11 protein-coding genes are annotated in these 13,060 nt (G+C 68.9%); 3 read left to right on the top strand and 8 right to left on the bottom strand.

All coding sequences use genetic code 11. The annotated features are described in order from the left end of the window. Window positions 1–57 precede the first annotated feature (57 nt). From T333_RS26440 to T333_RS26405, 8 genes are read right to left on the bottom strand one after another with little or no spacing between them, the layout of a single operon-like run. The gene (locus T333_RS26440; protein ID WP_496426192.1) at window positions 58–1,107 is read right to left on the bottom strand and encodes an MlaD family protein; all 1,050 of its coding nucleotides are present in this window, start codon (window positions 1,105–1,107) and stop codon (window positions 58–60) included. Further along, a complete protein-coding gene (locus tag T333_RS26435; RefSeq protein ID WP_496426191.1) occupies window positions 1,104–2,162 on the bottom strand; it encodes an MlaD family protein in 1,059 nt (352 codons plus the stop codon). The genes T333_RS26440 and T333_RS26435 overlap by 4 nt, the downstream gene beginning before the upstream one ends. Continuing rightward, complete coding sequence (locus tag T333_RS26430; protein ID WP_496426190.1) at window positions 2,159–3,256, bottom strand: MlaD family protein; 1,098 nt, start codon at window positions 3,254–3,256, stop codon at window positions 2,159–2,161. The genes T333_RS26435 and T333_RS26430 overlap by 4 nt, the downstream gene beginning before the upstream one ends. A 3-nt stretch (window positions 3,257–3,259) precedes the next feature. Continuing rightward, window positions 3,260–4,294 carry an MlaD family protein gene (locus T333_RS26425; RefSeq protein ID WP_496426189.1) on the bottom strand — a complete coding sequence of 345 codons (1,035 nt, stop codon included), beginning with the start codon at window positions 4,292–4,294 and terminating at the stop codon, window positions 3,260–3,262. Continuing rightward, a complete protein-coding gene (locus T333_RS26420; RefSeq protein ID WP_496426188.1) occupies window positions 4,282–5,304 on the bottom strand; it encodes an MlaD family protein in 1,023 nt (340 codons plus the stop codon). Before T333_RS26420 ends, T333_RS26425 begins: the two co-directional genes overlap by 13 nt. Further along, window positions 5,301–6,362, bottom strand: a complete 1,062-nt coding sequence (locus T333_RS26415) for an MlaD family protein (RefSeq protein ID WP_496426187.1) — start codon at window positions 6,360–6,362, stop codon at window positions 5,301–5,303. The genes T333_RS26420 and T333_RS26415 overlap by 4 nt, the downstream gene beginning before the upstream one ends. A 4-nt stretch (window positions 6,363–6,366) precedes the next feature. Continuing rightward, complete coding sequence (locus T333_RS26410) at window positions 6,367–7,233, bottom strand: ABC transporter permease (RefSeq protein ID WP_355001585.1); 867 nt, start codon at window positions 7,231–7,233, stop codon at window positions 6,367–6,369. Continuing rightward, window positions 7,233–8,078 (bottom strand): MlaE family ABC transporter permease, encoded by an 846-nt coding sequence (locus T333_RS26405; protein WP_355001584.1) that lies wholly within the window; start codon window positions 8,076–8,078, stop codon window positions 7,233–7,235. The genes T333_RS26410 and T333_RS26405 overlap by 1 nt, the downstream gene beginning before the upstream one ends. Before the next feature lie 357 nt (window positions 8,079–8,435). On the opposite strand from T333_RS26405, the gene T333_RS26400 reads away from it, so the two are divergent. From T333_RS26400 to T333_RS26390, 3 genes are all read left to right on the top strand, one after another. Continuing rightward, complete coding sequence (locus T333_RS26400) at window positions 8,436–9,047, top strand: TetR/AcrR family transcriptional regulator (protein WP_496426186.1); 612 nt, start codon at window positions 8,436–8,438, stop codon at window positions 9,045–9,047. Beyond that, window positions 9,031–9,675, top strand: a complete 645-nt coding sequence (locus T333_RS26395; protein ID WP_357247245.1) for a TetR/AcrR family transcriptional regulator — start codon at window positions 9,031–9,033, stop codon at window positions 9,673–9,675. The genes T333_RS26400 and T333_RS26395 overlap by 17 nt, the downstream gene beginning before the upstream one ends. Before the next feature lie 169 nt (window positions 9,676–9,844). Next, window positions 9,845–12,862, top strand: coding sequence for a Tn3 family transposase (locus tag T333_RS26390; RefSeq protein WP_496426185.1), 3,018 nt, complete (start codon window positions 9,845–9,847; stop codon window positions 12,860–12,862). Window positions 12,863–13,060: the final 198 nt, after the last annotated feature.

Here is a 13,060-nt window from a genome sequence, read left to right as displayed (position 1 = left end):
TCCACTTGCCGCGCATACTTTCCAATTCCCGGATTCCCGGATCGGCCATGACACGTCCTACCGGACGGTGATCTGCAATCGCAGCGCGCCGTCCGGTGTCGTGGCGTGCAGCGCTTGGGAGATCAGGCTGCCGAGGTCGACCTTGCCGAGCACGCCGGTGGTCAGCGCGAGCAGCGGCTGGACGACCGGGAACAGTTCGCGCAGTTCGGGTCCGAGCATGTCCAGTTTCCGGGTGAGCGCGTCGAGGAAGGGAAGCAGTCCGATCACGTCTTCGGTGTCGGTGAGGTAGTCGCCCGGGGTGTCGCCGATCCGCACGACTCGCGCGATCGCCGCGGCCACCTCGCTGACCCGCGGCCCGAAGTCCGCCCACGGGTTGGCGGCGGCGGTCAATTCGCCACCCGCCCAGGTCATCTCGGCGGCCTGGGCCTGCATGTCGATCAGCAGTTCGCGGATCAGGTCGGTGCGGCTCACGAGCGTCGCGGCCAGCAGATCGGAGGCTCTGGACAGTTGCGGGATCACCGCCTCGGTGCCCGCGAGACCGGTGCTGAAGTTCTCGATGATGGCGGCCACCGTCGCTGGATCCACCTGTTCCAGCAGCTGGGTGGCGGTGCGGGCGACCTCGGGAATCGACACCGGACGCTGCACCGAGGCGGCCGCCAACCGGTCGCCGTCGCGCAGATACGGCCCACCCGCGGCCGTCGGCCGGAATTCCAGGTAGGGCTCGCCGAGTGCGGAGAGTGTTTCGATGCGCACCGAACTGTTCGCGGGCACAAGGTATTCGGCGTCGTAGCGGAAGTCGACCTCGATGCCCGCGCGGGTGTGGGTCACCGAGGTGATCTGCCCGATCTGGACACCGGAGAGCAGGACCTTGGAGCGCGGCAGCAGTCCGCCGGAATCCGGGACCGTCATCGTGGCCTCGGTGTGCTCGGTGAACCAGCCGACCCGCACCACGCCGAAACTCAGGTAGCCGACGCCGATCAGCAGAATCGCCGCGATCGCGGCCAGCGAGGCGACCGGGCCGAGCCGCCGCAGCACCTCGTCGCTCGTGCTGCCCGCGGGAGCAGGCGGAACGTAGCCGGGATAGTCGGGCTCGGTGGCGACGGTCATCGCACGACTCCGATCATCCTGAGGGTGGCGATGATTCGCGCCACCTGCTCGTCGGTGGCGACCGGCGTCTCGGCTCCGTCCACCGCTACTGCGCCGATGTTCAGTTTCGGACCGCGCTCGACGAACGGAATGATCTTGTCGCGAACCAGCGACACGACCCGGTTCAAGTTCGACGGCGCGGTCAAGTCCAGTGGCTGATCCGCGAACAGCAAGGGCACCAAGGCTTTCGCGGCCGCGTCACTCGCCTCCAGCAGCGGGCCGAGCCAGGCGATCGCGTGACCGACGATGCCGAGCCCGCCGACGACGCCGAGCGTGAGGACCAGCGATTTCGCGTCGGCCGGGATCTCGACCGCCCCGCGCTCACTGAGCAGCGCGTCCAGTTCACGCGGATTGTCCAGCGCGGCATCCAGATCCCGCTGGATGGTGTCCAGGAACCGGTCCACCACCGCCATGTCGGCGGCCACGTCGGACACGTCGCGACCGATGACCTCGAAGATCCGCGCCGTCTCGGCGGGCCGGTCGGGCAGGGTCGCGTTGACCCGGTTGACGATGTCCTGCATCTGCTGCATCGCGCCGCCGCCGACGAAGGTGGACATGCCGGCCAGCAGATCCTCGACCTGGAGCGCGGGCCGGGTGCGCGTGAGCGGGATGGTTCCGCCCGGCGGGATGGTGCGGTCGAAATCGCTTGTCGGCGTGGTGAGTCCGATGTAGATGTCGCCGAGGATGGTGTTCTGGCGCAGCTGGACGGTGGTGCCGACCGGCAGCCGCACCCGCTCGGCGATCTCGACGACGGCCTCCACCCGGCCCGGCTGCTCGAGCGTCGGATCCACCACGCTCACCTCGCGCAGGCTGCCGATCTGCGCGCCGTTGGCCACGACCTTCGCCCGGGCGGGCAGGTTCAGCGCGTTGGCCAGCTCGATCCGCACCTGGTAGGTGGGGCCGGACACCGTCGCGCCGGGCACCGGCACTTGCGCGGGATCGAATCCGCATCCCGACAGCAGCCCTAGTGTCAGCACCGGGACGAGCGCGGCGCGCCGGACAGATCGCGTAGTCATCGGGCACCTACCGTTCCGAGCACCAGGGACACGAGATTCATGTCGGCCAAACCGTTTTCGGCTCCGTCGCAGTGGCCGGGCAGCACCGCGTTCAGCGCGGCACAGACCTGGTGGGCCTGCTCGCGGGGCAGTCCGACCTTGGGCGCGGCGTAGGTCAGCTGCGGCCTGCCGGTCGCCGGGTCGATCACCTCCTCGAAGAACTGCACGATCGGCGGAATCATCTCCACCAGCTGCCGCAGCGTCGCGACGTTCGCCGAGAGCAGCCGCAGTCCGGGCAGCGCGCCGTCCAGCGCCCCGAGGATCGGCCTGCCGTATTCGCGGGCGATGCTGTTCAGCCACGGCAGAATGACCAGCAGCGAGTCGATGAGCTGCACCACCCGGTCCCAGAGCTCGTTGATGAAGGCGATGCCCTCGCTCGCCTGCAACAGCACGATCCGGATGTCGTCCCAGTTCATCGCGATGCTCGACATCAGCCTGCCGTAGGAGTCGAGCAGCCCGCCGATATGTCCGATGGCCGCGTCGGGCGCGCGCAGCGCGTCGCCGAGATCGGTGATCAGCTTGTTCAGCGCCGGTCCGGTGCCGGAGGTGGCGGCTTCGAAGGCGACGACGCTGTCGCGAATCCTTGTCTGCTCGCCCGGATTTCCGCCGCCGGTCAGCTGTCCGGCGAGCTGGGAGAAGCCCTGGAGCGTCTGACTGATGCTCTTCGGCGTGAAGGTGTTGGTGATGCACGTCGACCGGTCCCACGGCGCGGCGCCCGGCTCGCCGAGGACCGCGAGGTCGCGATCGGCCACCAGTGTGTCGGAGACCGTGGTCGCGGTGACCTCGCCGCGCAACACGCGATCCTCCCGCACCTCGAAGTCCACCCGCACACCAGTGCCCTCGGGGCGCACCGAGTTCACAGTGCCGATCGGAATGCCAAGGGCTGTCACGTGATTGCCGGCGTACAGGCCGATGGCGTCGGGCATCATGGCGCAGTAGGCGACCGTCTTCTTCACGGGATCGAACACCACAAGGTAAGCGACTGCGGCGACCGCCGCGAGTACCAGCGCGCCGAGCACGGTCACGAAACCCTGGGAACGCAGAATGCGTTTCATCGCTCAGCACTCCCATCCGGGCAGCGGAATGCACACCGGCGCGGTGAGCGCCGACTGATCGATGACGACACCCTCCTCGGAGGCGGTCAGCGCCACGAGTCGCTCGCGCAGCTGGTTCCACTGCGGAAGGGCCAGATCCAGTTGCGCGGCAAGCTGTTCCAGTTGGGGTAGCAACTCGCGAAGCTTCCCGGCCAGCGGCGCGAGGATCTCGCGCCAAGACGGCTCTATGGCGGCGATCCTGGACAGCAGCGAGGCGGCGATGGTCAGTGCCGAGGCGATCTCGGCGCGCTTGCCGAGGCCGACGGTCATCAGTGTGCCGAGCTCGCGGACGAACGTGCCGATGAGCGATTTGTTGACGTCGATGGTGCGCAGGTACTCGTCCATCACCGTGAGCGCGCGCGAGACCTCGTGGTTCTGCCTGCGCAGGATGTCGACGAACGACTGCATCGCGCCGCCCATCTGACGCAGCGCGTCCGGACTGGTGTCGAGGGATTGCTGGAGGGCGGCCAGATTCTGGCGCAGCGTCTCGCCGTCGACCTCGGAGACCGGCGCGGCGGCGTCCTGCAGAATGCGCACCAGGCTGTAGGGGAGGCGGACTCGATCTGGTGGAATCGGTCGCGAGCCGAGAGCTTCTGTGCCCGAGGGGAACACCGCGACGTAGTGGCCGCCGACTGCGGTGAGCATGCGGATCTCCAGGCTGGTCGTGTCGCCGAGGAACACGTCGCGGTCGACGGTGAAGGTCATTCGCACTTTCGTCTCGCCCAGCTCGAGCGCCGTCACCGAGCCGACGGTGATGCCTGCCAGGCGGACCTGGTCGCCGACCTTCACCGAGTTGGCCTCCACCAGGTCGGCGGTGTAACTCGCCTTGCCGAACGGGACCAGATAGATCACCGCCGTGGCCAGCAGCAACGCGGCGACGGACAGTCCGCCGAGGACGCCGAGGCGGAACTCCCTCGCGTTCTTCGCCGCCTGGTGCCGGTCGTGCGAAAACCCGTGCGGCGCGAGCCGATTCAGCAGACGTTGCGTCATCCGTTGCATATCGCGATCCTCTGCCCGGCGACGAGCACCGAAAGCACCTGGGGAAGTTGGACCGACCCTTTGGAACAGCTCATCGACACCGGTCCCGCCGCGCCGGGGGCGGGCGGCAGTACATTGCTCAGCGCTTGGAGCAGACCGGGGAGCCTGCCGAGCAGGTCCAGCGCGGCGTCCGGGTCGGGGAACAGCAGCCGCAGGTCCGTCATCAGGTCCGGGTTCGCGTGTTCGGTGAATCCGAGGGTCTCCATCAGGCGGTTCAGGGGCGCCATCGCCGAGGGGGCCGCGGCGGCGAAGTCGAGCAATCCGTCCAGCTTCACCCGGAACGCGCTGATCACCTCGGCGATGCCTGCCATCAGGGTGACCAGATGCGGTGAGCGACCGCCGATCTGCCCGGAGATCGCGTGCAGGTTGGCCACGATGGTCGCGATCACCGCCTGCCGATCGGAGGTGTAGCGACTGAGTTTCTCGATGGCGTCCAGCGCGGGACCGATGCCGGAGCCGTTGCCCTCGATCACCGCGAGCACGCTCTCGGTGAACTGGTTGAGCGCGCCGGGGGAGAACTCGGCGATCACCGGCTGCAACCCGTTGAACAGCTGGGTGATGTCGAAGGACGGCACCGTGTTGGCCACCCCGAGCGCCGCACCGGGCGGCAGCGGCGTGCCCGGCCGATCCGGTTGCCGCACATCGACGTAGCGCTGCCCGGTGAGCGACTGGTAGCGGATGGCGAGGACGCTGGAGTCGTAGATCGGACGGTCGCGCTGAACCGTGAAGCGCACCCGCGCGTTGGTGCCCGCCCGCTCGATGTCGGCGACCTTGCCGACCGAGACGCCGAACATCCGGACGTCGTCGCCGGTCTTCAACCCGCTCACATCGGTGAATTCCGCGGTATAGGAACCGGTCTCGCCGTCCACCGGCCGGGTGATCGCCTGCACGATGACGACGAGCAGCACGAGCATCGCGACGGCGAACAGTCCGAGTCGCCACATCACCGCTCGGATCGGCAGGGTCGTCATCGCGCACCCCCCGAACCATCGAGCGCCGCGAAGTCCGATGTCCCGAGCAACGGCACCGCCAGCCCGGGCATCCCGCGCAGGATCACGGCCACGTTCAAAGCGGGGCCGTCAGGGGTGTCGGAGAACATGCGGTTCAACCGATCGATCAGTTCCGGCAGCTCGGCGCGCGAGCGACCCGGCGCGGGCACGGTGGCGGCTTCGGCGGCGACCAGCGGCGTCAGTTCGGTTGTGTACGGCGACAATTGCCGGTTCGCGGCGTCGCCGAGCGCGCCGATCGACGGCAGCGCACCGTCCACGACCATGGTGATGGTGGCGTCGTAGCGCGGGCGGTCGTTCAGGAAGATCTCGATGTTCATGACCGAGTGCAGCAGCCGGAAGGTCGCGGAGGCGAAATCGCCGACGCCACCGAAGAAGGCCGAGTACTGGTCGATCAGGTACGGCGCCGGATAACGCTGGGTGTCGGCCACGGCGCGGCTCAGCGAGATGATCGCCTCCCAGAGCGGTGCGAACGAGCTCATCTCGCTGTTGACCGTGGCGAGCAATTCCGAAAGCCGCGGGGTGAGCACCTCAGTGGAGGTCTCGGTGAGCGCGCGCAGCAGGCTGCCCATGGTCACGTCGGTGACCTTGTCCGCGTGCGCTCCGGCGAGATCGATCAGGTCGTCCTCGGTGAGCGGGGCGCCGCCGTCGGCCGCTCGCAGCGTGAGAGCGCTGATGCCGAACAGGTTTTCGGGGGCGTAGTCCACGGTCAGCGCGTCGGTCAGGCCCGCCGTCTGCGTCTTGTCGAGATTCAGCGTGATCAGCTGGCGACCCACGCCGATGGCGGTTATCTCGGTGATCTCGCCGACGGTGACGCCGTCGTAGCGCACCCTTGTGCCCTCGATGACGCCCTCGCCGATCTGCTCGGTGCGCAACTGGACCTGGAGGCGGTCCGGTGGCCGGTCGTCGAGCTCCGCGCGCCAGGTGAGAGCCGCGACGACCGTCAGCATCAACGCGGCCGCGCCGAGCGCGCGGGAACCGCGCTTGTTCATCGGCACGCCGGGCAGTCCGTAGTTCGGCATGCGCTCACCCCGGGAATTCGATGGCGGAGTCGACGCCCCACAGCACGATGGTGAGCACCATGTCGAGGGCGATGATGGCGACGAAGCTGGCACGCACCGCGCGACCGGAGGCGATGCCGACTCCCTCGGGTCCGCCGGAGGCGAAAAAGCCGTAGTAGCAATGGATCAGGATCACGGTGACGCCGAACACCAGGATCTTGATCACCGCGGCGAGCACATCGTAGCCGCTGGTGAACTGGAAGAAGTAGTGGTTGTAGACCCCGCCCGCCTGACCGTGCAGCAGCACGATGACGGCCGAGCAGGCCAGGTAGCTCAGGATCAGCGCGATGAGGAAGGTCGGCACGATCGCGACGGCGCCCGCGATGACCCGCGTGGTGACGACGAACGGCACCGAGCGCAGCCCGAGGGACTCGATGGCGTCGATCTCCTCGGAGATGCGCATCGAGCCGATCTCCGCGGTCATCCGGCAGCCCGCCTGCGCCGCGAAGCCGACCGCCGCCGCGATCGGTGCGAGCTCCCTGGTGTTGGCGAAGGCCGACACCACCCCGGTGACGGGTCCGAGCCCGATCAGGTCCAGCGCGGCGAAGGACTGGATGCCGACACCGGCGCCCATCGCGACGCCGAGCACCACCAGCATCGGCACGGTGCCGCCGCCGACGATGACCGACCCGCGTCCCCAGGTCATATCGGTGATGGTGCGCATCGTCTGGGCGCGGTAGCGGCGCAACGTCAGCGGTATCGCCCACAGCGCCTGGAAGACGAACCCGAGCAGGAAGCCGGTGTTCTCGACCGGAGCGAGGAGCCTGCCGCGCTCGCGGACGACGCGATAGGCCCAGCCGAGACCCCTTGGCGCGTACGGTGTCGCGGTCATCAGGCCACCCGCAGCGGGAGGAACATCGTGACGATCTGGGTGATCACCAGGTTGACGACGATGATCGAGGCCACCGAGATCACCACGGCGGCGTTGACACCATCGGCGACGCCGCGCGGACCGCCTCTGGCCTCCAGCCCGCGCTGACAGGCGATGATCACCACCAGGAATCCGAACAGCATGGCCTTGGCCAGCGAGATCCACACGTCGGCGACGACCGCGAAGGAACCGAACGTCGCCCAGTAGCTGCCCGGCGTGACGTTCTGCGCGCTGATCGCCACCGCGTAGCCGGAGACCACGCCGACGAAGATGATGAGCACGTTGAGCAGGGGCGCGACGAAAAGCATGGCCACCACCCGGGGAATCACCAGCCGGTGCACGGGACTGATGCCCATGGTGCGCAACGCGTCTATCTCCTCGCGCACGGTCCGCGCGCCGAGATCGGCGGCGATGGCCGAGGCGCCCGCACCGCCGAGCAGCAGGCCGGTCGCGATGGGCGCGCCCTGCTGGATCACGCCGAGCCCGCCGGCCGCGCCGATCATCGAGTCGGCGCCGAGCTGGTGGATCAGGTTGCCGACCTGCACCGACACCACCACGCCGAAGGGCACCGCCATCAGGACGGCGGGCAGTGCCGTGACGGTCACCAGATACCAGGCTTGGCGCAGCATCTCCTGCCACTGGAAGCGCAGGCCGATCAGATCGGAGAGCGCACCGCGCACCGACTCGATGCCGAGATCGACGGCCCTTCCGAAGGTGCGCACGCTGGAAACCGCTGTGCCGGTGACATTTTCCCGCACGATCCGGATCGCGCCCGCGTCCGCGACGCTCGGTGGCGCCTCCTTCATGATTCCTCCCTGCGTCCCCCGTTGCACACGCCGATCCGCCTCGGCGCTCGTCGCCCGACAGTCACCGGAAGCCGGTAGCCCGACGACACATTCGCATGTGACAGCCAGCACTTTTACCGGCCGGAAGTAATCCACGTCACACGCAAATACAACGACGTCAATTTACCTCCGAGCCGACGTCGTCGCCGTAGAATTCGACGAATCCCGTTGTCTCCGAGGGCAAGCCGAGGTGTGGCAGCCCGACGTTCGAGCGCGCTCCGCCCCAGCGAGTCATCTCCTGCGTACACTGTTTCAATCGAGTGACCAGTTCGCTGGGGGAGTGCTGACGCTCAACAACCCACGACCATGGAGGCGAAGGTGTCAGCGCGACGCGACCAGATCCTAGACGCGGCACGCGATCTCGTCCTCCGCGAGGGCTACGCCCAGGCGAGCATGCACGCCATCGCCCGAGCCGCCGGCTTGACCAGGCCCGCCCTCTACGCCGAATTCGGCGACCGCGACGCACTTTTCACCGCCCTGCTCGATCGGGAGGAAGAGCGCGCGTTGACGATGGCCGCCGCGGCCTTTCCCGAAATCCGGCCAGGGACCGATCCCACCGCGATCGCGGTCGAGGCCGCCGACCTGTTCCTGGACATGGTGCTGGCCGCGCCTGGCACGTGGCGCTTCGTGCTGATGCGCGACCAAGCCCTGCCGCCCTCGGCGCACGAACGGGTGGCGCGCGGCCGGATGGCGCTGCGCGAGCGCTCCGAAGCGATGATCCGGATCATCGCCGCCATGGCCGAACGCGAACTGGACGCCGAACTCGTCAGCTACACCGCCATCAGCACCAGCGAGACCGCCGCGCGCTTGCTGCTGGCCGAAGGCGGAACGCAGCGCCGCGACGCGATCGCCTCGACCTTGCGCTGGATCGCGCGCCGAGCGGTGGCGACGACTGGAATCGGGGAGGCGTCCGGTGGCGCGGGCCGGTAGCGACGCCGCGCGGCCGCGCCGCAGGTACGCCAAGCGCCTGCAGCCCGCCGACCGGCGAGAACAGTTGCTCGACACGGCCTTACGTATCCTCGCCGAGTCCGGATTCGCCGACGTCACCATCGCGGCGGTGGCCGAGCGCGGCGGCGTGACCCGCCCGGTGGTCTACGACCTCTACGCCAACCGCGACGACCTGCTGCGCGATCTCATCGCGCGCGAGACCGCGCGCATGGTCGCCGCCACCTCGCACGTCGCCGAGAGTGCCGCCGCGCCCGCCGATCCCAAGGCGGCGCTGTTCTCGGGCCTGAGGCGCTTCTTGTGCGATCTGCGCTCCGTACCGGACAGCTGGCGGCTGGTCTACTACCCGATCGACGGGGTGCCCGCCGCACTGCGCGCACCGATCGAGCGGGCGCGCGACGAACTGCGCGCACCGTTGCGGCGGCTGCTGCGCGACTGGCTGGCGAGCCGACCTGCCGAAGAGCGCGCCGACGAGGTGGATCTGGACGTCTTCGTCGAAATCGTGCAAGGCGCCGTGCAGACCGTCGCGCGCCAGATGCTCGCCGAACCCGAGCGCTTCGACCTCGACCGGATTCTGCGGGTGGTCGATCTGCTGCTGTACGAAAAACCCTGAGCTACAACGGGCTCCGAGGCAGTGGGGGTTCCGGTAGTAACCGCCGAAAAACCAACGGATATGGCGTAGCCGCAGCTGGCCGCTGGTGAGGCCAGGTTCGGTCTGCGGTGGAGGCGGGTTACTGGTTGGCTTGGCTCCCAACGTGGTTGGTTGGTGGGAGGTCGGTTTCGTGGCGACGCGGGTGTTCGCGGATGAGGAGTTGGCGCGTCTGCGGGAGTTCCCGGAGATCGGCCGCGAAGAGCTGTTCCGGTTCTTCACGCTCTCGCCGGCGGATCTGGCGTTCGTCGATCCGGGGCGCGGGCGTGGTCCGGCTGATCGGCTCGGTATCGCGATCGCGTTGTGCACGTTGCCATGGCTGGGGTTCGTGCCGGACCGCGTGGTGGGCGCCCCGCCGGTCGCGGTGGCCAGGCTGGCCGAGCAGCTGCGCCTCGACGGTAGCGAGATCCGTTCCTACGGCCGCCGCGCCCAGACCCGCACCGATCATCTGCGCCTGGTCGCCCAGTATCTGGGCTGGCGGGCGGCTGGTGCGCTCGAACTCAAGGAGCTCGACGAGTTCCTGCTCGCACGGGCGATGGAGCACGATTCCCCGACTCTGCTGTTCCGGTTGGGATGTGAGTACCTGATCTCGGCGCGGGTGATCCGGCCCGGCCCGGTGAGCATGGTCGAACGCATCGCTCATGCCCGTGAGCAGGCCCAGCGCGAGACCTACGACCGGCTGGCCCACGAGTTCACCCCGGCCCGGTGCACCGAGCTGGACGCGCTGCTGGTCACCGATGCCTCGTTGGGGGTGTCGCGGTTGCGGTGGCTGTCGACCGGGCCGGTGGAGGCGTCGGCGGCCGCGGTGCGCGCGGAGGTCGACAAGCTGGCGTTCCTGCGCGGGCTGGGCGCGGACCGCCTCGATATGTCGGTGCTCCCGACCGAGCGGCGGCGGTTCCTGGCCACGATGGGGCGCCAGTTGACCCCGCAGGCGCTGGAACGCCGGGACCCGCAGCGCCGGTACCCGATCCTGCTCACGGTGCTGGCCCAGTCGGGCACCGACGTCCTCGACGAGGTCGTGGCCTTGTTCGATCAGGCGATCTCGGCGAAGTTCGGTACCGCCGAACGCCGGATGCAGCAGGAACTGGCCGAACGCGGCCGCTCCGGAGAGGACCGCCAAGCCCTGCTCGACGACCTGCTGGCGATCGTCACCGACCCGGCGGTGGCCGATGAGGAGATCGGCGCGCTGATCCGTGGCGATGCGATCGGGTGGGAGCGCCTGCGCGCGGCGATCGCTCAGGCCAAACCCCGGTTGCCGCGTGATCACGGGCATCTGGCCGCGCTGGACTCCTCCTACAACTACCTGCGCCAGTTCACGCCCGCGGTGCTGTCGACGGTTGGTTTCGCTGGCGGCACCGCCGCGGTCGAGCTGCTGATCGCGGTGGCGATGCTGCGCGAACTCAACGCCACCGGGCGCCGGAAGGTCTTCGACGAGGCCCCGACCGGCTTCGTGCCCGCGAAGTGGCGCGGCTACCTCGACGCTGCCCGCAAGTCCGGCAGCACCACCGCCTACCGGCACTACTGGGAGCTGTGCGTGCTGCTCGGGCTGCGCGACGGGCTGCGCAGCGGGGACGTGTACGTGCCGGGCTCGCGCCGCTACGCCGACCCGGCCGCCTACCTGCTCACACCCGAGCAGTGGGAACCACAGCGCAGTGAGTTCTGCCGTCTGGTCGGGCGCCCGGCCGACCCCGGCGTCGCCCTGGCCGCCGTCATCGACGAGCTGCACACCGCGGTCGGTGAACTCGAAGCGGTGCTCGCCGAGGGTGAGGGCCCGGTGCGGCTGGACGGTGAGTCCGGGGAGCTGGTCATTTCCCCACTGACCGCCGAGGACGTTCCGGCCGAGGCGGTCGCACTCAAGGCGGAGCTGACCGAGATGTTGCCGTTCGCGCCGATCGTGTCGTTGTTGATCGAGCTGGACAAACGCACCGGCTACCTGGACTGCTTCACCCACGCCGGCGGCCAGGCGACCCGAACGCCCGAGCTGAAGCGCAACCTGCTCGCGGTGCTGCTGGCGCACTCGACCAACCTGGGTCTGACCCGGATGGCCGAGGCCTGCGGCATCTCCTACGACATCCTGTCCTGGACCGACGAATGGTATGTGCGTGAGGAGACCCTGCGCGCGGCCAACCTGGTGATCATCGGCTACCACCAGCGGCTCCCGCTGACTCCGGTGTTCGGCACCGGGACGCTGTCGTCGAGCGATGGGCAGCGCTTCCCGACACGCGGGAAGTCCACGACCGCGCGGCCGATGAGCCGCTACTTCGCGAACGAGGGCCTGTCGACCTACACCCACGTCACCGACACCCACGCCACCTACGGCACCAAGATCATCGTCGCTACCCGCCGCGAAGCTCACTACGTGCTCGACGAGATCCTGGGTAACGCCACCGATCTGCCGATCACCGAGCACGCCACCGACACCCACGGAGTCACCCTGGTCAACTTCGGCCTGTTCGACCTGCTCGGCATGCAGCTCTCGCCCCGGATCCGGGACCTGGGCCGCATCACCCTCTACCGGCCGGGTCCGCGCGCGGGCGCCGAGGCCCGGTTCCCGCACGCGGGCCCGTTGATGACCCGCAAGGCCAACCTGGATCTGATCGCCGGGCACTGGGACGATCTGCTCAGGTTGGCCGGTTCGCTGAAGTTCGGGCACGCCACCGCCTCCCTGCTCGTCGGCAAGCTCTCGGCGTCGGGTCGCCAGAACACCCTGGCAGCGGCCCTGAAGGAGTACGGGGCGCTGCGGCGCACGATCTACGCCGCCAAGTACCTCGCCGAGCCGGACTACCGGCGCAAGATCGCCCGCCAGCTCAACAAGGGCGAATCCCTGCACGCGCTGCGCCGCGACCTGCTCTACGCCCACGAGGGCACGATCCGCGCCCGCCAGCTCGCCGACCAGACCGAGCAGGCGTGGTGTCTGACCCTGGCCACCAACGCCGTGATCGCCCGGACCACCGAGTACTACGGCCTCGCGGTCGAGCAGATGCGCCGGGCCGGACAGCGAATCGACGACGAGGTCCTGGCCCACATCAGCCCCGCGCACAGCGCCAACATCAACTTCTTCGGCGCGATCGAAGTCGACATCGACGCCGAACTCGCCGCCCTCGACCCGACGGGCTACCGGCCGCTGCGGGTGCGCGACACCCTGTTCTGACCGGTCCCGGCGTTACCCCAGGGCCCGGTTCGTGTGCTCGCGGTCGAGCCATTCGGTGGTCCTCATGTCCGGGATCAGGTCCGCGCAGGATCGTCCGGCCTGGGGCCAGTCGCGGTCCCAGGCTCGCGGGTAGTGCGGTCCGGCGAGGTAGCCGAAGGAGTAGGGGCGCCCTCGACTCCGATCCGCAGCTTGTCGGCG

Source organism: Nocardia sp. CNS-044 (assembly GCF_059570515.1).
This window is presented reverse-complemented; position numbering and strand designations above follow the sequence as displayed.